General features: G+C 62.3%; 15 protein-coding genes. 4 read left to right on the forward strand and 11 right to left on the reverse strand.

Annotated features, from left to right (window positions below; translation table 11 throughout):
• Window positions 1-9: 9 nt before the first annotated feature.
• From ACZO0A_RS00710 to ACZO0A_RS00750, 9 genes are all read right to left on the reverse strand, one after another.
• Window positions 10-2,937: an acyl-CoA dehydratase activase gene (locus tag ACZO0A_RS00710; RefSeq protein ID WP_302492637.1), complete on the reverse strand. Its 2,928-nt coding sequence runs from the start codon at window positions 2,935-2,937 to the stop codon at window positions 10-12.
• A 415-nt stretch (window positions 2,938-3,352) separates the two neighbouring features.
• Entirely contained in the window at window positions 3,353-4,348 is a 996-nt protein-coding gene (locus ACZO0A_RS00715) for a hypothetical protein (RefSeq protein WP_486845911.1), read from the reverse strand.
• 31 nt (window positions 4,349-4,379) lie between these two features.
• Window positions 4,380-5,618 carry a cell division protein FtsZ gene (gene ftsZ / locus ACZO0A_RS00720; RefSeq protein ID WP_215693832.1) on the reverse strand — a complete coding sequence of 413 codons (1,239 nt, stop codon included), beginning with the start codon at window positions 5,616-5,618 and terminating at the stop codon, window positions 4,380-4,382.
• A gap of 200 nt (window positions 5,619-5,818) precedes the next feature.
• Complete coding sequence (locus tag ACZO0A_RS00725) at window positions 5,819-7,072, reverse strand: UDP-N-acetylglucosamine 1-carboxyvinyltransferase (RefSeq protein WP_302377570.1); 1,254 nt, start codon at window positions 7,070-7,072, stop codon at window positions 5,819-5,821.
• 57 nt (window positions 7,073-7,129) lie between these two features.
• Window positions 7,130-7,711: a dipicolinate synthase subunit B gene (locus ACZO0A_RS00730; protein ID WP_294827097.1), complete on the reverse strand. Its 582-nt coding sequence runs from the start codon at window positions 7,709-7,711 to the stop codon at window positions 7,130-7,132.
• A complete protein-coding gene (locus ACZO0A_RS00735) occupies window positions 7,708-8,511 on the reverse strand; it encodes an NAD(P)-dependent oxidoreductase (protein ID WP_302377567.1) in 804 nt (267 codons plus the stop codon). The genes ACZO0A_RS00730 and ACZO0A_RS00735 overlap by 4 nt, the downstream gene beginning before the upstream one ends.
• A gap of 143 nt (window positions 8,512-8,654) precedes the next feature.
• Window positions 8,655-10,655: a peptidoglycan DD-metalloendopeptidase family protein gene (locus ACZO0A_RS00740; protein ID WP_302377566.1), complete on the reverse strand. Its 2,001-nt coding sequence runs from the start codon at window positions 10,653-10,655 to the stop codon at window positions 8,655-8,657.
• A gap of 120 nt (window positions 10,656-10,775) precedes the next feature.
• Window positions 10,776-12,008 carry a murein hydrolase activator EnvC family protein gene (locus ACZO0A_RS00745; protein ID WP_486845913.1) on the reverse strand — a complete coding sequence of 411 codons (1,233 nt, stop codon included), beginning with the start codon at window positions 12,006-12,008 and terminating at the stop codon, window positions 10,776-10,778.
• A 75-nt stretch (window positions 12,009-12,083) separates the two neighbouring features.
• A complete protein-coding gene (locus ACZO0A_RS00750) occupies window positions 12,084-12,299 on the reverse strand; it encodes a phosphatase (protein WP_252261668.1) in 216 nt (71 codons plus the stop codon).
• A 256-nt stretch (window positions 12,300-12,555) separates the two neighbouring features.
• On the opposite strand from ACZO0A_RS00750, the gene ACZO0A_RS00755 reads away from it, so the two are divergent.
• The gene (locus tag ACZO0A_RS00755; protein ID WP_302377563.1) at window positions 12,556-13,902 is read left to right on the forward strand and encodes an MATE family efflux transporter; all 1,347 of its coding nucleotides are present in this window, start codon (window positions 12,556-12,558) and stop codon (window positions 13,900-13,902) included.
• A 79-nt stretch (window positions 13,903-13,981) separates the two neighbouring features.
• Here ACZO0A_RS00755 and ACZO0A_RS00760 read toward each other — a convergent pair whose 3' ends face one another.
• The gene (locus ACZO0A_RS00760; RefSeq protein WP_291231532.1) at window positions 13,982-14,911 is read right to left on the reverse strand and encodes a nucleotidyltransferase family protein; all 930 of its coding nucleotides are present in this window, start codon (window positions 14,909-14,911) and stop codon (window positions 13,982-13,984) included.
• 402 nt (window positions 14,912-15,313) lie between these two features.
• Between ACZO0A_RS00760 and ACZO0A_RS00765 the strand changes: the two genes are divergently transcribed.
• The gene (locus tag ACZO0A_RS00765) at window positions 15,314-16,498 is read left to right on the forward strand and encodes a patatin-like phospholipase family protein (protein WP_291212329.1); all 1,185 of its coding nucleotides are present in this window, start codon (window positions 15,314-15,316) and stop codon (window positions 16,496-16,498) included.
• Window positions 16,499-16,701: 203 nt separating this feature from the next.
• On the forward strand, window positions 16,702-18,255 hold the full coding sequence (locus ACZO0A_RS00770) for a putative PEP-binding protein (RefSeq protein ID WP_302492632.1): 1,554 nt from the start codon (window positions 16,702-16,704) through the stop codon (window positions 18,253-18,255).
• A 279-nt stretch (window positions 18,256-18,534) separates the two neighbouring features.
• Here the strand turns inward: ACZO0A_RS00770 and rpsT are convergent, their stop codons facing one another.
• Complete coding sequence (gene rpsT, locus ACZO0A_RS00775; protein ID WP_215693812.1) at window positions 18,535-18,801, reverse strand: 30S ribosomal protein S20; 267 nt, start codon at window positions 18,799-18,801, stop codon at window positions 18,535-18,537.
• 139 nt (window positions 18,802-18,940) lie between these two features.
• Here rpsT and spoIIP point away from each other — a divergent pair, with 139 nt between their 5' ends.
• Window positions 18,941-20,077 (forward strand): stage II sporulation protein P, encoded by a 1,137-nt coding sequence (gene spoIIP / locus ACZO0A_RS00780; RefSeq protein WP_302492631.1) that lies wholly within the window; start codon window positions 18,941-18,943, stop codon window positions 20,075-20,077.
• Window positions 20,078-20,186 lie beyond the last annotated feature (109 nt).

Here is a 20,186-nt window from a genome sequence, read left to right on the forward strand (position 1 = left end):
GGTTGCCTCTTACTTATGGTCTTCTTTCCGTTCTTCCAGTGCTGCAAACAGGCTGCGCAGGCGGATGTTCACCGCGCCCAGGTTCGTGATCTCGTCGATCTTCAGCTGGGTGTACAGCTTGCCGCCCGCCTGCAAAATCTCGCGGGTCTCGTCGGTGGTCACGGCGTCCAGGCCGCAGCCGAAGGACACCAGCTGCACCAGATCCATGTCGGGCTGTTCGGTGCAGTACTTGGCGGCGGCATACAGGCGGCTGTGGTAGGTCCACTGGTTCAGCACGGCGGTTTGGAACTTCTGCTCGTGCCAGCTGACGGAATCCTCACTGACGACGGCCGCGCCCTGGCGGATAATAAGCTGGTTGATGCCGTGGTTGACCTCGGGGTCAACGTGGTAGGGGCGGCCCGCCAGCACGACGATATGCTTGCCTTCCTTGCGGGCAGCGGCGATGATCTCGGTACCCTTGTCGCGCAGCTGCTGCATATGGCGGGCGTACTCGTCGTAAGCCGCATCGATGGCCTCATGCACGGCCTTTTTGTCCAGCCCCGGGAAATATTTGTCCAGCGCCTGCTGGAATTTCTTGTAGAAATCCTTGCGGCGCTCGAGGTTGAAGTAGTCGTAGATGAACTTCGTCGCGTTCAGCTCGGGACAGTTGCCCTCCAAAACCTCGGGGTAATAGGCGACGACCGGGCAGTTATAATGGTTGTCACCCAGGTGCTCGTCCAGGTTATAGCTCATGCAGGGGTAGAAAATCGCATCCACGCCCTGCTCACACAGCCAGCGGATGTGGCCGTGGGTCAGCTTGGCCGGGAAGCAGGCCGTGTCGCTGGGTATGGTCGCCTGGCCGCTCTGGTACAGCTTGCGGTTGGAGAAGGGGCTGACGACGACCTCAAAGCCCAACTTGGTGAACAGTGTGTGCCAGAACGGCAGCAGCTCGTACATATTCAGGCAGAGCGGGATGCCGATTTTGGCGCGGGGGCTGGCCGGGGCGGCTGCCTTGCGGTAGTCGTCCAGCAGCTTCAGCTTGTAGGCGTAGAGGTCCAGATCCTCATTGTTGGCCTTGCCGGTCACGGGTTTATCGCACCGGTTGCCGGAGATAAACCGCTTGCCATCGGCAAAAACGTTGACGGTCAGCTGGCAGTGGTTGCCGCAGCCGTTGCACTGCACGGTGTTGACCTTCTGGCTGAACGCTTCCAGCTCGGCCTCGGTCAGGACGGTGCTGTGGGCGTTCTCGCCCGCGCGGCTCTTGCCGTACAAGGCTGCGCCGTAAGCGCCCATCAGGCCCGCAATGTCGGGGCGGATGACGTTGACGCCCATCTCTTTTTCAAAGGCGCGGAGGACAGCTTCATTATAGAAAGTACCGCCCTGCACGACGATGTTGCGGCCCAGCTCTTCCGGGCTGGACGCGCGGATGACCTTGTACAGCGCATTCTTGACGACGGAAATCGACAATCCGGCGCTGATATTTTCAATCGATGCACCGTCCTTTTGCGCTTGCTTGACAGACGAGTTCATGAACACAGTGCAGCGGGAACCCAAATCGACCGGTTTGTCGGCAAACAGGCCCAGCGCGGCGAACTCCTTGACATCGTAGCCCAGCGCCTGGGCAAACGTCTGTAAAAAGCTGCCGCAGCCGGAGGAACAGGCCTCGTTCAGGAAGATGTTGCTGATGGCACCATCCTCGATCTTGAAGCACTTCATGTCCTGGCCGCCGATGTCGATGATGAAATCGACATCGGGCAAAAAGTGCTTGGCGGCGGTGAAGTGGGCCACCGTCTCCACCAGTCCGCGGTCACAGTGGAACGCATTCTTGACGAGTTCCTCGCCGTAGCCGGTGGTGGTCACGCTGGCAATTTGCAGGCCCGGGTGCCCCTGATAGAGTTTGAGCAGCGTCTCTTTGACCAGCGGGATGGGGTTGCCCAGGTTCGGACGGTAGCTCTCGAACAGAATGTTGGCGTCGTTGTCGATGACCACCAGCTTGATGGTGGTGGAGCCGGAGTCAATGCCGATATGTACCGGCCCACAGTCTGCACCAAAGGGCAGGCAGGGCACGGTGGCTTTCAGGTGGCGGGCGTGGAATTCCTCGTACGCCTGCTTATTGGCAAACAGCGGCGGCAGGCTGACGTAAGTGGCCGTGGCACTGTAATCGTCCAGGCGCTTGGCAACCTCGCGCAAATCGGATTCCTCGTCGGCGTAGAACGCAGCGCCCATGGCGACGAAGAGAAGGCTGTTCTCCGGCAGAGTGCCGGTGACGCCCAGCGTGCGGTCAAAGCTCTCGCGCAGGGTCTTGGCGAAAGTCAGCGGACCGCCGAGGTACAGAATGTTGCCCTTGATGGGGCGGCCCTGGGCCAGGCCCGCAATGGTCTGGTTGACGACGGCCTGATAGATGGAGGCCGCGATGTCGCCCGCCTGCGCACCCTGGTTGATGAGGGGCTGGATGTCGCTTTTGGCAAACACGCCGCAGCGGCTGGCGATGGTGTAGGTGCGGGTCGCGCCCTGGGCGGCCTTGTCCATCTCGTCGGCACCCATCTTCAGCAGGGTAGCCATCTGGTCAATGAACGCGCCGGTGCCGCCGGCACAGCTGCCGTTCATGCGGACCTCGGTGCCGTTGGTCAGGAACAGGATTTTTGCGTCCTCGCCGCCCAGCTCAATGATGCAGTCGGTGCCGGGGGCCAGGCGGTTGGCTGCCACGCGGGTGGCGAAAACCTCCTGCACAAAGGGCACCTTACAGCTGTCGGCCAGGCCCATGCCGGCCGAGCCGGAGATAGCCAAATATGCGCGGCCGTCGGGCAGATACTCTGCTGCGACCTTTTCCAAAAGGGCCTTGCCCTTCTCTAAAATATGGCTGAAATGACGTTCGTAGGTAGAATAGATGATTTGATCGGCGTCGTTCAGCACGACACATTTAATCGTGGTGGAACCAATGTCCAGACCAACTCTCATAGGATTTTGCCTCCTGCGGGTATGAGTGTCTGCGGGATACCGTAGGCCGGGTCTGCCCCATGGCGATACAATATCAGCTTATATTATACAGGTTTCGGCGGCATTCGGCAAGGGGCGCGGCGCCGAAAAAACGTTGTCAAATGCGAAAATTTGTACAAAAAAAACACGAAAGCGGTGCGGAGACGATCCGCACCGCTTTCGCGTCAAAAGAAAAGAGGAGTATGGATGAAAAACTTGGGGTCCTGTTCTGGGGGCCGGGTCCCTGCTCCCTTCCCGGAGAACACTTATAGTATATCCGGCAAATGTGTCAAAGTCGTGAAGGAAAATTCAACAAATTAAGAAGGGTTTGTGAACAAACGGGAGGTTCTTACAGCAAAAACCACCTGGCTTTACGCCAGGTGGTCATGTACTTTATTTACTGATCGTCCCCATTCAGCCGATCAATCTGATCCTGCAACAGCTGCGACACAGGCCGCCGGGTGTTGCGCAGGCGGTGAATCGGGGCGGGGGCAGCGGGCTTATGCTGCACCGGTTGGGCCTTCGCCTTCACGCGCAGGCGCTCAGCGGGTTTGTCCCCTGCCGGGGCGGCAGCCTTGGCAGCCGGGCGCGGGGCGCTGACGGGGATATCCGTCTCCGGGGTGCCCTGGGCAAAGCTGCGCATATCGGTGCCCAGCTCTTTCAGTTCGGCCTCGGTCTGATCCAGTGCCTGGTAGATGGCCTGGGTCAGACCGTCCAGGTCCAGCGTGGCAGCGCTCAAACGCTCGTCCACGCGGGCCAGACGCTCCCGCACAAGCATGACGCCCGACGCAATGCTGCGGGCGTTCTCGGCCATGCGGCTTTTCTGCAAATCGGCCTGCTGCTTCAGTTCTTTTTCGGCGCTGTCCGCATACAGGCGGGCGTCGGCCAGAATCTTACCGGCTTCCAGCTTGGCTTCCCGCACCAAATCGGACGTGGGCGCAGCGGGGGCAACGGTAGTGTTCAGCTGCCGGGCCGAAGCCAGCTGCTTTTGCAGCTCGTCCACCTGCTGCTGCAAGTCGTGGCATTTCAGCTGCCAGATGTTGGCGTTCTTCTGGTTTTCGCGCTGGGTGGACTGGAACGACGCGGTCTTTTTCTTGATGGTCTCCAGCTGCTCGTCCGCCTCGCGGCGCTTGGCCTCGGCGGCGTCGGCACGCTGGGTGGCGGCGGCCAATTCGGCTTTCAGGGCTTCAATGCGGCTGTCGCCGGCACTGCGCTCATTGCGCAGGTCGTCCAACTTGGACTGCATCTGCTGCAGCTGTCGGTTATATTCCAGTTCGTGCTGCTGGGCCTCGTTTGCCAGGGCGTTCATGTAAGCCAGCACATCATTTTTATCAAAGCCGAACAAGCTGGAACGGAAACCCTGTTCCTGAATGTTCATCGGTTCAGACGGCATGGCTTTTTACATCCTCTCGCAGCAAAATTTATCAGGAACGCTTGTTCAAGATGCTGAGCAGGTCGTCAAAGTAATCGCCGTCATCCTCTTCCTCGGCGGGGGCAGCGGGCTGGGCGGCCACGGGAGTATCCATGCCGGTGCTGAAGGACTGGGTGAAGATGGGGTTGGGCATAACCGGGTTGATCTGCTGCTGGGCAGGCTGCACCGGGCGGGCCGGAGCGTCGGACTGCTGGACCGGCTGCTGCGCAGCGGGCTGGGTGGCAGCGGCGCGCTTGGCGTCCACATGGGCCTGGATGGGCTCGTCCACCTCGGGCGTGCTCTCGAAGCCGGTGGCGACAACGGTAATGCTCATCTCGTCGCTCAGGCGCTCGTCGAACGCAGTACCCCAAATGATGTTGGCATCGGGATGTGCGCTCTGGGTGATCATGCTGGCAGCGGTCTCGACATCCTCCAGGCCGATATCCGGGCTGGACGTGATGTTGATGATGACGCCGCGCGCACCGGCAATGCTGGTCTCCAGCAGCGGGCTGGAAATGGCAGCCTTGGCGGCGTTCTCGGCCTTGCCGGCACCCTTGGCGACGCCGACGCCCATGTGGGCGAAGCCGGCGTCCTTCATGATGGAGCGCACGTCGGCAAAGTCCAGGTTGATGAAGGCCGGGATGTTGATCAGGCTGGAAATGCTCTCAACGCCCTGGCGCAGCACGTTGTCAGCGGCCTCAAAGGCGTTCATCAGGGTAATCTTCTCCTGGCTGATGAGCTTCAGGCGCTCGTTGGGAATGACGATCAGAGAGTCGACGTGCATCATCAGGGAAGCGATGCCCTGCTCGGCCTGGGCCATCTTGCGCTTGCCCTCAAAGGCGAAGGGCTTGGTGACGATGCCGACGGTCAGGATGCCTAGGTCATGGGCCGTCTCAGCCACGACAGGGGCAGCGCCCGTGCCAGTGCCGCCGCCCATGCCGGCGGTGATAAAGACCATCTGCGCACCCTTCAGGGAGTTGGTGATCTCGTCCTTGCTCTCCTCGGCAGCGCGCTGGCCGATCTCCGGGTCAGCACCGGCGCCGCGGCCCTTGGTCAGCTTGGCACCAAGCTGGACCTTCTGGGTGGCCTTGGAGTTGAGCAGGGCCTGCTGGTCAGTGTTCATCGCAACGAACTCGACACCAGACAGACCTGCCTCCACCATACGGTTGACGGCGTTGCCGCCGCCGCCACCTACGCCGATAACCTTGATATTGGTTACATTTTGCATTTCTTCATCGAGAACGAATGCCATGAGTGTATCCCCCTAAAAGTGAAGTTGTTTAACCGGATCCTATGGGTTTGGCCCGCATATGGGCACACTGATCCGCGATTTTTTACATATAACTGATTATTAGAATATCAAATTTTACAGACAATTTCAATACCCCAAGGGCAAATTCATAAAAAAAGTGGTAGGGATACGGCATACGCTGCTCTTTTTTCTCTTATCTCTTATCCAATTTCCGCCCCCAGTCGCCTTATCTCCCCCGGCAAATCGGCATACCCCCTGCGGATATGCCCCGGGTCGCGCAGGGTGGTCGTGCCGTCTGCGCCGAGGGCGGCCACCAGCAGGGCGGCCCCGCCGCGCAGGTCGGGGGCGGTCACGGCGGCACCGCGCAGCCGTGACCCGCCTGCAATCATCAGCCGCCGCCCTTTGGCCGTTACCTCCGCGCCCATAGCGGCAAAACCTGCGGCGCAGGCAAAGCGGTTGGGGAACAGGCGGTCAAAAATTTCGCTCTTCCCTTCTGCCGCCAGCAGTACGGCGGCGGCCAGGGGCGCGGTGTCGGTGGCAAAGGCGGGCCAGGCGTCGGCACAAAGCTGCACCCCGCCCCGCAGCGGCACGGCGGGGTCGTGGACCAGTCCGGCCCAGTCCGGTCCCTTCTCGATCTGCACGCCGGTCTGCGCCAAAAATTGCAGAAATGCGCCGTACAGGGCTGGGTCACAGCTGGTAATGCGTATGTCTCCGCCCGCGGCCGCCAGCGCGGCGGCGTAGGTGGCGGCGGCAATGCGGTCGGGCAGCGGGGCGTGCACCGCCCCGCCCAGGGGCCGCCCGCCCTGCACCGTCAAAATCGGCGTGCCGTAGCCGGAAATGTCAGCCCCGCAGGCGCACAGAAAGGCAATCATATCGCCGATTTCCGGCTCCCGCGCCGCGCCTCGCAGTACGGTACGGCCCTGGGCGCAGCAGGCGGCCATCAGCAGTGTCATTGTAGCACCGACGCTGGGCAGCCGCAGCGTGAAATCCACCCCATGCAGCGGCCCTTTGCGCCGCAGCGTCACGGCGATGCCTTCTAATTCTACCTCGGCCCCCATGGAGGCCAACCCGGCCAGGTGGATATCCACAGGACGCGGCCCCAGGCGGCAGCCGCCCGGCAGGGGCAGCCGCACATACCCCGCCCGGCAGAGCAGCGGCGCCAAATAGAACACCGAGCTGCGCATGGCCCCGGCCAGGTAATCGGGAATCTCGCCGCAGAGCGCATCGGCGGGGCGGGTGCAGATATCCGCGCCGCAGCGCTGCGCGTCGGCCCCCACAGCCTGCAAAAGGGCCAGGCTGGTGTCCACATCGGCCAGGGCGGGCACGCCGCGCAGACGGCACGGCCCGCCGCAGAGCAGTGACGCCGCCAGCAGCGGCAGGGCGCTGTTTTTGGCCGCCGCCGGGCGGATGCTGCCGTGCAGGGGCTGCCTGCCGTGAATCGTGATCGTCTGCATGAGCGGGCCTCCCTGAATGTGTTCTACCTTGTTATATGCCGCCTGCCCGGCCACATATTACAACAGCATCGGTTGTATCTGCACGCCGCGCAGGGCGGCTTCCAGGGTGTCGGGCAGAAGGGTAAAATCGCTCTTTAAGCTGCACGGCTTTTTGTAGCTGTCGTCCTGGCCGAAGGGCACAAAATAGTAGTGCCGCCGCTGCAAAAGCTGGCCCAGCGCCGGGGCACTGCCCGAAAGCCCATCGTTCGTGGACGGTGCGATGACGATGGGCCGCCCGCCGCGCAAAAGGCTCTTGGCGGCCAGTGTGACCGGGGTCGAACTGATCCCTGCCGCCAGCAGGGCCATCGTTGTGCCGGTGGCCGGGGCAATGACGAGGGCGTCGGCCAATTTCTGCGGGCCCAGCGGCTCGACGCCCTGCAAGGTGGTCAGCGGTTTGTGGCCGGTGACTTCGTACAAGGTCTGCCGCAGGGCGGCGGCCGTGCCGAAGCGGGTGTCCTGCCCGGCAGCGCTGGCGCTTAAAATGGGTAGGACATCCCACCCCCGCGCGGCCAGCAGCCGCACCTGGGGCAGCACGGCGGAAAAGCTGCAAAAGCTGCCGCACAGCGCAAAGGCAACCGTGCGTTTCGGTTGGGTGGTCATGGGGTGCTCCTTTCCGCGTATTCGCCGCGTTCCTCTAAAATTGTCAGAACGGTCTGCGCAATCAGTGCCCCGGCTGTTTGGGGCGCACAGCGGCCCGGCAGGGCCAGGGCGTGCTCAGCGTGCAGACCCAGTTCCTCGGCGGCGGCAAAATCGGTGCCGCCCGGCAGGCTGGCAAGATCGATGATCAGCGCCCCGCCCGGCAGTCTTTGCAGCAGTGCCCGGGGCAGCACCGGCGCGGGGATCGTGTTGATGACGGCGTCAAACTCCGGCAGCAGCCCGGGCAGAGCGGTCAGCGGCGCGGCGCGGCAGCCCGCACACCGGGCGTTGGCGCGCTGCTCGGCACTGCGGGCAGCCACAGTGACGCGCCCGCCCAGAAGTCCCAGCCGCCGGGCCACGGCGCGGCCTACCCGGCCATAGCCCAGCACAAGGAAGTCACTCTCCCAAATCGTGCGCTGACGCAGGCGCAGCAGCAGTTCCAGGCAGCCTTCGGCGGTGGGCACGGCGTTCAGAGATTCCAGCTCGGGCCGCAGGAAGTAATCCACCAGCGGCAGATTGGCCTGCCGCACGGCGGTGCGCACCGGCATACCGGGACGGCCCGCAAAAATCCATGTGCCCTGCCCGGCCCCCTGCAAGGCGCGGGCAACTTCGTCGCTGACGCGGCCCTGGGACATGGGCAATAAGATGTAATCGGCTGCGGCGGCATTGTCGGCTGCGGTCACGCCGTAGCCCGCACGGCGCAGCACATGGGCCGCCGCCTGCTGGCGGGCATCGTGCCCCACTACGCAAAATGTTTTCGGCATAAGCGCTCACCTCGGTTGGTTTTGGGATATAGTATGCCGGGGCGGCGGGAGGTGTGAATTGACTAAGCCTTCCCTCCTCGGGGGAAGCCTTGTACAACAAAAAAACAGCACCCGCCGTTTTCAGCGGGTGCCGTTATACAATATCAATAATTCTTCAACCCATCGCATTGCCCGCGCCAGACAAGCAGCGGGTTGATGGGTACGGTGCCGATGCGCATTTCGGCGACGACGATCTTGCTGCAAACGCCCAAAAGCTGGCCTTGCTTGACGTTCTCGCCAGCCTTGACGTTCAGCGCACCCAGGCCGTAGAAGATGCTCTTGAGGCCGGCGCCGTGCTCGATAACGACGGTATTGCCGTAGATGCCGCCCAGGTCCTCGGCCAGCAGCACGCGGCCGCTGGCGGGCACGATCATCGAATCGTTGGACTTCTTCGGCTTGATGACGACATTTGTCGCGGTGCGGCCGCCGTAGCCGTAGTTGGTGCTGCGTTCGCTGCGGGCGCGGCCTGCGTACTCGGTCATGCCGTAAATCAGCGGTGTATCGAAGGAATCCAGGAACGGCTGCACAAAACCGCCCACGGCCCACTCGATGCTGTCATCCGTGGTGGCAAGCACCTTGGTGACGGCGGCGGGGGCGTCGCTCTCGCCGATGTAGGGCGAGATCATCTGGGACGTTTTGCTGTAATCCTTATAGGTGTAGGACGCCGCGCGGATGGACAGCGTCATATCCTCGGTGTAGCCGTCGGCGGTGACGGTCAGGGTCACGTTGCCGGTGCTCTCGTTCCAGGGAATGGGCAGATAGCAGATCCAGCCGTTGGCCGCCTGGACAAAGCCGGGGGTCTGCAAGGCCGTTTTGATGGCGGGGGCTTCGCCGCTCAGCGTCGGGCCGACGCGCACCGCCGCCACGCTGCCCTGTTGCACGGACGGCGTGCAGAGCTGCATGGTGGGCTTGATGTTGACCGTGAACTGGAATTGCCAGGTCTCGGTACCGGTGACGCTGGAATCGCGGTCGGACGAGCTTCCATCGACCTTGACGACGAGCTTGGCGTCGTAGGTGCCGTTTTCTTCAAACAGATAGCTGCGGAAGCCGGTGACGCCGCCGTCGTACAGGGTGTTCTTGTCGGCATCGGTGACAGTCAGCGTGGCCGTGTAGCCGGACGGAGTGACGACCACATCGGGCGACGCGCCGGAGACCGGCGTGTCCAGCACATAGGGTGCGGAACTCAAGGTTTCGGCGTAGGTGCGCTTAAACAGGTTGCCCACAACCGGGACGTGCCAGCTGTACGCCGTGGGGTTTATCTCCTGTCCGTCGAAGGTCGCCTTGATGGTGGGGAGCATATCGGGCGTGGCGCTGCGGTAGAGCCAGGCTACGCCCGCCCCTGCGATGATGAGCACAAAGATGATGACCAGCAGCAGCCATTTGATCATGCCGAACCCGGCGCGGCCCAGCTTTTGCGGGATGGTGTCGTCGGGCTCGTCGTCCTCGTCGGCGGTGTCGTCAGCGTCCGGCGCGGGGGCTGCGTTTTCCTCTGCCGGGACGTCGGGAATGTTCTCCTCCAACCCGGCCATGATCTGGGAAATCGAGAGCTGAGCCGTGCGGGAAATGGTGGCAGCACGCGCTTTTTCTTCGGGGGTGTCGTCGGGGTCGATGTCGTCCGCAGGGGTGTCCTTGGCCTCGTCGGCGGGGGTGTCACCGCTCACGTTCTCGTCGGCAGGAGCATCGTCAGCGTCTGGGACGCTGGCAGATTCTTCTTCGGTGGGAGCATCGTCCGGTTCGGCAGGGGCGGATTCGGCTTCGGCTGGATCGGCAGACTTCGCAGATGCCTCGGGCGTATCTTCGGGGGCATCCGCAGGTGCAGCTTCTTCCGCCGGGGCGTCGGCAGGCTGCGGCGGAATGGGGACATCCCGCCCTACGGTCTCCGGGGCAGCGGGGGTCTCCGCCGGTTCGGCGGGTTCGGGCTGCTCGGGGGTATCGGATGCCGTGTCAGGTTCGGCAGCCGGGGCCGAGTCAGCCGCAGGAACAGCCGTCTCGGCGGGCCTGGGGGCATTGGCAGCCGGTTCCTTTTTGCGGCTGCGTTTGCGGTGCTTCGGGTTGGGTGCTTCCTCCCAATCCACGGCAGCCGCGGTGTTCTTCTCTTCTTCCATGGTTTCTCCCACTCTTCTAATAACTCGATTCCCTAGGATGTAGGGGGCGGTATCCTCGACGCCCCGCAGCTTTTGGGCGGGCGGTCGTTTGCCCTTCGTGTGGGGCCCGCCGTATAATATTTATTCCGACTCTCTGAATTGCAGACCACTGTTGCCGTTCAGGGCGATCTGCGGGTCGGTGGATTTGCTGCCAATGCGCAGCTCATAAATCAAATTGTGGGTCGTCCCGGCAGTGCCCAGCGGGTCGCCGGTGGAAACCGACTGCCCGCGCTCCACATCCACGGTTTCCAGGCCGTAGAGGTAGCTCTTGACGCCGCAGCCGTGATCGATGACCACCGTGCCGCCGGTCAGGGTCAGCGTGCCCGCAAAGACCACGTTGCCCGCCTGGGGCGCGGTGACGGTCTCGCCGTCTGGGGCGTCGTAGGTCAGGCCGGTGGCCTGGCCGCTGCGCTGGCCGTCCACCATCTGGGTCGTGCCGTATTCCATCGTGACAGCGCCCGCGCTGGGGGCCTCAAAGCGACCGTTCCACAGCTTGGCAGAACTGCCGGTGGTGTACAGCGGCCAGATGGCATTGCGGAATTCCTCGCCGCCGCCCACGTCCTCCTCGGCAGGGACAGCCTGGGTATCGTACATCGTGCGGGTCACGGTGAGGGCGATATCTTTTTCCAGCGTGCCGCAGGTCAGGTGCAGCGTGTGGTCACCGCCCTCGGCGTTGTAGGTCACGGGCAGGTAGCCCATGTACCCGCTGGACGTCTTGCGGAACCAGACCGTGCCCAGGTCGCTTTCGACGCTGGGCTCGCCGTCCAGAATGCCGGACAGCTGGATGGCAACGATGCTGCCCTGGGCCGCACGCTCGGTGCTCAGGGTCACTTTGGGGTTCATGGCCATCGTGAACCCGGCGCGGTAGGCGTACCAGCCCGCCGGGTCGCCGGGGGCGTCGGCGTCGTTGTGGTAAGCCGTTACGATGATCTGATAATCACCGTTCTGGGCATAGGTATAGGTGTTGCAGCTGGATTTATCGCTGCTCCAGGCTGTGCCGTCGGGCGCGGTAATCTGCACCGTGGCCGATGTGACCCATGCGGGCAGCGTCAGCTGGGGGATGGTATCGGTGAAAGTGCCCAGCTTCTGCACGGTCAAATTTGTGGGGCTTTCGTATGTTTTTGTGACTTTGTCACCCAGCACCGGGACAGCCCAGTCCCAGCCGTTGGATTCCAGCGTGATATCGCCGAATTGCACAGGCTCCTGCGGGAGGGCGTCCTCGCCGGTGCGGCTGTACAGGAATGCCGCTGTTCCGCCCAGGATCGCGGCAACCATCACGGCGACCATCACCAGCCAAAGCAGCAGTTTACGCATAATTCATATTCTCCATTGCCAAAAGACCGGACGCCGCCAGCGCCCGGCCGGAAGGTGTTTTGCGCGGGAAGGAAATTACTCCTCCGTCGGTGCGTCGGGGATCTTCTCGTAGGTGGTGGTGTCCTCGTCGTCCTCGTCGTCAAAATCATCGTAATCGTCGCTGAACAGCAGGCGCTCGTACTCGTCCAGCTCCTTCTCGCGGTGGTACAGGTACAGCGCGGCGGCGGTCAGCGCACCGGCAGCGGCAAACAGGAAGGCCAGAACGGCACCGAAGGTAGATTTCTTCATCATAATGGGTTCTCCTTTACATAAAAACTGCACAGATGCGCGAGTTTTGGAAACGCATACAGAAATGGATGATTTGCTGATTCTATTATACCCGACGCGGCGGGCAAATACAACACTGCAATTTGTAAAATATTCCTGGATTTTTGCGCCGCTTTTTGCCGGAAATGTGATGCCGCCCGGCTCTGCCCCGCCTTGACAAGCGGCCCCGAATGCGTTTTACTATATTAGCACTTTAAATCGGAAAAGAGGATGATCCCCTATGCAAAACACCTTTGCCAGGGAGAGCGTACTAAAAAATGTACTGCGGTTCTCGCTGCCGTACCTGCTCTCCTACTTTTTGCAGACGCTTTACGGCATGGCGGACCTGCTCATCATCGGCCAATTTGACGGTGTGGCGGGCACGACGGCGGTGTCCATCGGCAGCCAGGTCATGCACATGGTCACGGTCATGCTGGTGGGGCTGGCTATGGGTATCACGGTGGGCATCGGCCACGCCGTCGGTGCGGGCGAAAACCGCCGCGCGGGCAGCACCATCGGCAACGGCGCAGTGCTGTTTCTGGTGCTCTCGGCGGCGCTGGCGGCGCTGCTGGCGGGGCTGGTGGGACCCATCACGGCCATCATGTCCACCCCGGCCGAGGCCGTTGCGGGCACCCGGGCGTACCTGACCATCTGTTTTATCGGCATCCCCTGCATCACGGCGTACAACATCATTGCGGCCATCTACCGCGGGCTGGGAGACTCTAAAAGCCCGATGTACTTTATCGCGGTGGCCTGCGCGGCCAACATCGTGCTCGACCTCGTCTTTATGGGGGCGCTGGGCATGGGGCCTGGGGGCGCGGCGCTGGGCACAACGCTGTCCCAGGCCATCAGCGTCGTGGTCTCGCTGGCGGCAATCTTAAAGCGCGGGCTGGACGGCGTGCAGCTGCAGAAAAGCGACTTCCGCCCCCGGCGTGCCATCATCGGGCGCATCCTGCGCGTCGGCGTACCGGTGGCCATGCAGGATGGCTTGATCCAGATTTCGTTTTTGATCATTACCGTCATTGCCAACCGGCGCGGCCTGACGGACGCAGCTGCTGTGGGCGTGGTGGAAAAGTTCATCAGCTTTGTGTTCCTGGTGCCGTCGTCGATGCTCTCCACCGTGTCGGCGCTGGGCGCACAGGAAGTCGGCGCAGGCCGCCACGACCGTGCATCGGCTACGCTGCGGTACGGCATCGGCATTACGCTGGGCTTTGGTGCGGTGGCGGCCGTGCTGGTGCAGTTCATCGCGCCGAATGTCGTGGGGCTGTTCACCGCCGACGCCGCCGTCATTGCGGCGGGCGCGTGGTATCTGCGCGGGTATATTTTCGACTGCTTCTTTGCCGGGGTGCATTTCAGTTTCAGCGGGTATTTCTGTGCCTATGGCCGCAGCGAGCTGTCGTTCATCCATAACATTTTGTCCATCGTGCTCGTTCGCGTGCCGGGGGCGTACCTGACGTCGAAGCTCTTCCCGGACAACCTGCTGCCCATGGGCCTGGCGACGGCCTGCGGCTCGCTGCTGTCGGTTATCGTTTGCCTGGTGATGTATACGGTGCTGAAGCGCAAAGGCTCGTTTGGGGGAAAGGGATAATGCCGTGGGGGAAAATTTATCCCGCCCCTGCAACACAAAAATGCGGTCTCCGCGCGGGAGGCCGCATTTTTGTGTCATTTTAGAACAATTTATCCACCGGGTACAGCCCGTCCTCGCTCATCTTTTTCAGCGCGGCTACCAGCTCGGGTTTATCCTCGCGGTAGGTTATGCCGTGCCATTTGTCGGCGCTGGTCAGGACGTGGACGTCCGCCTCACCGCGCTCCAATGCGCCGGTCACGACGGTGGGCAGGTAATATTCGCACTTCATCGGGTTGACAGGAAGGCTTTCCTTCAAAAACGCCGCAAACCCGGCCTTGGCCTCCTGCACATAGGCGGGGGTGAAGCCCCACAGGTTCATTGATACAACGCTGTCGGCAGGCAGGTCGGTCCAGGTGCTGCCGCCGTCCTCGCTGTAATGGATGCCGCCGTCGTAGGGGGCGATGCAGGTGCGCTCGGTCACGCTGACCAGATTGTGGCCGGCATCGGTCACGCAGACGCCGCGGCTGACGCTGCCGTTGGCGCTGACCGTGTTGCCCAGCAGAAAGCCCACCATGGCCCAGGCGTAGCGGTCGCCGTCGGCGTGGGTGCTCAAGTAGTCATAGATGAGCTTAAAGCCCTGCGGACCGTAGTAGTCGTCGGCGTTGATGACCGCGAACGGCGCGTCGCCGATGGCTTCCTCGGCCACCAGGATGGCGTGGGCCGTGCCCCAGGGCTTGACGCGGCCTTCCGGCACGGTGAAGCCGGCGGGCAGTTTGTCCAGCTGCTGGTAGGCATAGCGGACCTCGAACCCGGCGCGCAGGGCGCGGGCACCGACGGCCTCCTTGAAGGCCTGCTCGATCTCATGCTTGATGATGAACACGACGGTCTTGAACCCGGCGCGGCGGGCATCGTACAGGCTGTAATCCAGGATGGCCTCGCCCGACGGCCCGACCGGGTCGATCTGCTTCAATCCGCCGTAGCGGCTGCCCATTCCGGCAGCCATGACAACTAAGATGGGTTTGGTAGACATAGAAATTTGCTCCTCTTGTTTTGTAGGGGAGGGATTTATCCCTCCCGGGGACTTGGCGGGTAGATGCCCGAAAAAACAGCGCTGCCATGTAGGGGCGGCATATATGCCGCCCGCGGCTTTCCGGCAGAGGGCCGATAATGGGAAACTTGCGGGCCGCATATATGCGGCCCCTGCATCTCTGCCGTGGTTTGGCGCCGCAGCAGCGGCAAACGAGCCGGGAGGGATAAATCCTTCCCCTACGAACTTACTTTTCAGTTTACTCCTTTTCCCCTTCCGTTGCAACCCCTGGCAAAACACAAAAATTCCATACAAAAACCGCAGATTGTGACGCGGTTTGCTATGGCAACTTTGCACAGAAGATGCTATAATGAGGAAAAACCATGACCGGGAGGGAAAAACAAGATGGAACATACCGGAAAACGCGCCCTGGTGCTGGCTGGCGGCGGGGCCAAGGGCAGCTACCAGATCGGCGTCTGGCGTGCCTTGCAGGCGCTGGACTGGACGCCCGATATCATCACCGGTGCCAGCGTCGGTACGCTGAACGGCTGTCTTTTCACAATGGGCAAAATTCAGGAGGCCGAGGATCTGTGGCGCGGGCTGGAGATTCATGACGTGCTGGAAATTCCTGAAACGCTCAAGCCGGACGAACTGCGCCCTTTCTTCCTGGATATCATCCGCAGCGGCGGGCTGAACGTGGAACCGCTGACCGAGACCATTGACCGCCTGATCGACGAGGATGCCGTGCGCACATCCCCCATCCACTTTGGCCTTGTCATGACCGAACTGGGCAGCCTGCGCAGCGTGCAGTGCCCCATTGAGGATATCCCCCTGGGCCAGCTGAAAGACTATATGCTGGCGTCCAGCGCCTGCTTCCCTGCCCTGCGCCCGCGGGAAATCGACGGCGTGAAGTACATTGACGGCGGCTGGCGCGACAATATGCCGCTGGACCTGGCTGCCAAGATGGGCGCGGCGGAACTGCTGGGCGTCGATGTGGACGGCATCGGCATCGTAAAGCCCAACACCACCGGCCTGCCCACCCGCATTGTGCGCAGCCATTGGAACTTAGGCCCGACGCTGGACTTTGCACCGGCCCGCGCGGCGCGGAACATTGCCCTGGGCTACTTTGACACGATGCGGCTGTTTGGCCGCTGCGGCGGTACGGCCTACGCCATCCTGCCCGACAATGAGGAATACCTGGCGCACTTTGCCGAATGCTACCAGAAAAAGCTCGCTGAGGTCTGCGCCCGCGCCCCGGAAATCGATCTGGTCGAGAAGAACGCCCGCCAGCGAGCCAACTACCCTGCGCCCTACGCGCCGAACCCCAGCGCCCCCACCCGCGGTGCGCTGGCCCCGCTGGAGCTGGCTGCCGAGCGCGTCGGTGTGCCCGAGGACATAGCCTACACGCCCAAGCTGCTGGCCGCAACGTTTATGGGCAGCTTTGACAAGGACCCGGCAGACCGCTTCCCCGCCCTGCTGGATGGTAATGAGAACACCCTTGTGACCGAACGTGCCATCGCCGCCGCCGTGCCCGAGGAGTTTGTGACCGCCCTCGTCAGCAAAGTGCTGGGCGAGATGCCGATTTTGTAAGGGCAGTACCGCATAATTCTAAGTGCCGATACGGCGAGCGAGGTGCGGCAGCTGCTAAGCCAAAAGCGCAGATAATACTGGATGTCTTATCGAGCATTTTGGCAACGCAGATGCCGTGCCGCAGCCGCCGGAGCGGTGCTTAAGCCGTCAGGCGGGAATTGTGCGGTATGGCCTAAGGAAATTCAATAAAGGAGGCCTACTCTATGCACACCTACACCGGCGTGCCGGCGTCGCCCGGCATTGTGGCCGGCCCGGTCGAACAGATCGACCACGGAACCACCGGCCTGCACCGCATCGTATGCGACCCCTTCCGGGAACGCGCACTCTACGATGTGGCCGTTGTGCTGGCCAAGGACGAACTGCGCCGTTTGAGCCAGCGCGCCAAAGGCCCCGACGCGGATATCCTGCTTTTCCAAATCGCGCTGTTGGAGGATGAATCCTTTACCAACGAAATCGGCGATTACATAGCCGCCGGTGCAGGCGGTGCCGCCGCCGTGGAACGCGCCGAGCAGATTTTCGCCAACCGCTTAAAAAATGTCGATGATGAGTACATCCGGGAGCGCAGCGTCGATGTCTGCGATGTCTGCCGCCGCGTGGTAGATATCCTGGATGGCCGCCCGCGCCGCCGCCTGCATTTAAAGCGGCCCAGCATTCTGGTGGCTGACCGGTTCTTCCCCAGCGATTTGTTCAGCCTGGATCGCCGCATGGTGCTGGGCCTTGCCAGCGACAAGGACAGCACGGTCAGCCACGCCGCCATTATGGCGCGCAGCATGGGCATCCCCGCTGTGGTGCAGCTGGGCGAGGGTGCTTCTGCCATGGCGGCCGGGCGGCGGGCTATTCTGGACGCCGACAGCGGCACGCTGGTCGTGGAGCCGGACGGCGCACAGATCGCCCAGGCTGACTGTAAAATCGCCCTGAGCCGCCTGCACGGCGCACCGCCCGACCCGGCGGATACCCTGCCCTGCCTGACGAAAAACGGCACGGCGTTCCGCTTAATGCCCACCTGCAACCTGAGCGATAACGACCTGCCCCACACCCACAGCGCGGCGGGCGTGGGCATTGTGCGCACCGAGACGGCGCTTCTGTATGACCAGAGCACGGCCACACAGACCACCCGCCTGCGCGAGCTGCTGAAAAACGCCGAGGGGGTCCCCCTGCTGGTGCGCAGCTGCGATACCCGCGCCGACGACGACGCCCCCTGGACCGGGGAGATGCAGGCTTGTATGAAAGGCCACCGGCTGTTCAAGCCGCAGATCAAGGCCATGCTGCAGGCTGCCCCGGACGGCGATCTGCGGGTGGTATTCCCGATGATCACCGACGTGAGCGACTGGGACGACTGTCTGCGCGAGGTGCAGGACTGCCGCGATGAGCTGCTGGAAGCGGGCTGCGAGACCGGCCCACTGACGATGGGCTGCGTGGTGGATATGCCTAGTGCCGCCCTGATGGCGGGCGACCTGATGGACCACGGTGCGCAGCTGCTGGCCGTGGATATCGAGGACCTGACCCGCTACACGCTGGGCCTTGTGCAGGACCCCACCGCTGCCATCAGGCAGCTGGCAAACCCCGCCGTACTGCGGCTGGTGCAGCATATTCTGGAGGAGGCCCAGGCCCGCGGGATGCAGGTGTACTTATGTGGCATCACCGTGGCCGCCGTCAGCGCCATGCCCGCGTATTTGAAGCTCGGTGTGCGCACCTTCAGCGCCGAACCGGCGGCCATTATGCCGCTGAAACGACTGCTGATGGAGCAGGAAGTATGACCACAAAAAAGTAGGGGAAGGATTTGTCCCTCCCACAGCGTGCGCCATGATTACGATGTTAAATCGCAGCAGAGTTGTAGGGGCCGCATATATGCGGCCCGCGCGTGTGCGGCAGATGGCCGCCTGCGGGCGGCATATATGCCGCCCCTACCCAGTGGCGTTGTTTTTGCCGCGTGCCTGCAACAAGGTCCCCGGGAGGGATAAATCTCTCCCCTACACACATTTAATAAATGAAAATGCCCGCCGTATTTCTACGGCGGGCATTGTTCATGCGATCAATCACTGAGCGGCAGCCTTGTTGGCGCGCTTAGCCATGCGGCTGATCTTGCGGGCAGCGGTGTTCTTATGGATGACACCCTTGCTCTTAGCAGAGTCGATGGCAGAGACAGCGACCTTAACGACGGTCTCCTTGTCAGCAGCATTGCTGTCGATGGCAGCGTTTGCCTTCTTGACCACTGTTTTCAGGTTGGACTTGATGGTCTTGTTGTGCAGAGCCTCTTTCTTGGCCTGAACAACGCGATCCTTCTGAGATTTAATATTAGGCATTCGTTCCACCTCCTTGGTTCCCCATAACAGTACAAGTTATCCTACCATACTTTTCCGAAAGTTGCAAGTGTTTTTTGAAAAAAACTTCATAGAAAGCAAAAATTCCGCATAAATTTCTGGTACAGAGGGGGTGTGTGCCATGGGAAAGCTGCGCCGTTGGGCCGCTGCGGCCCTGTGCGGGGCTGTGTTTGCGGGCGGTGTGCTGGCCGTGGCGGCGGCCTGTGCGGCTTGCCCCGGATGGGCATGGCTTATCCGCGGTGCACTTTTTTTGCAGGACCCCGGCGCGGCAGCTGCCGTCAGCTGGCCCGCCGACGCTGCCCAGACCGTCTACAAACCCCAGCGGCCCGATCGCCGACCGACGCCGTTGCCCACGGTGACGCCCTCCCCTGCCCCGACACAAGCTCCCACCGCAGAACCGACGCCCGGACCCACGGCCACGCCCCTGTCCAGCGCCGTGCCGGAGCTGCCGAAATCAGAATCTGCCGGGCGCATCCGCAGCGTGACCCTCAAACAGGGCAGCGGCGACGGCTATGTGCAGCTGGCGGCGGGCAGCATCAAAAACAGCACCGAGCACCCCGACGCCGACCTGCGCGCTGCCGTGACGACCCAGAGCCTGCCGTTTGCCATCGAGAAAAACAGCGGTGAGCCGCAAATTCTCATCGTGCACACCCACGCTACCGAGAGCTACCAGACCTGGCCCGACCCGGTGTTTGACGAAAATTACACGGCCCGCAGCAAAAATACCGCGCTGAACATGGTGGCCGTGGGGGCCGAGATGGCCCGGGTGCTGAACGCGGCAGGCATAAACACCCTGCACGATACAACGCTCTACGACGCGCCCGGCTACACCAGCAGCTACCAGCGCAGCCGCGCGGGCGTGCAGGACTATCTGGCGCGATATCCGTCCATCAAAATCGTGCTGGACGTCCACCGCGATGCCATTGAGGACAGCGACGGCACGCGGGTGAAGCCGGTGTGTGAAATTGACGGCGAGAGCACGGCGCAGGTCATGGTCATTGCCGGGTGCGACAACGGCGGCAGCGCCGCCCTGCCCAACTGGCGGCTGAACCTGCGATTTGCCGCCGCGTGGGAAGCGGCCATGGAGGGTGCGTATCCCGGGCTGACAAGGCCGGTGCTGTGCGGGTACAGGTTTTATAACCAAGACCTGACGACCGGCAGCCTTTTGATAGAAATAGGCGGCCACGCGAACACGCTGGACGAAGCGCTGCGAGCGGGAAGGTATGCAGCGGAAGGACTGGTGAAGGCGGTGGGGTGAGAGATAAAGGAAAGGCGGCAAGAGCAACGTTTGCCATAGTCCCCTCTTTACTTTTTATAAAATACCTGCTACAATAGCTATATTCATCGTATAAAGAGGAGTGGACTAT

The sequence above is a fragment of the Gemmiger sp. genome (assembly GCF_057431175.1).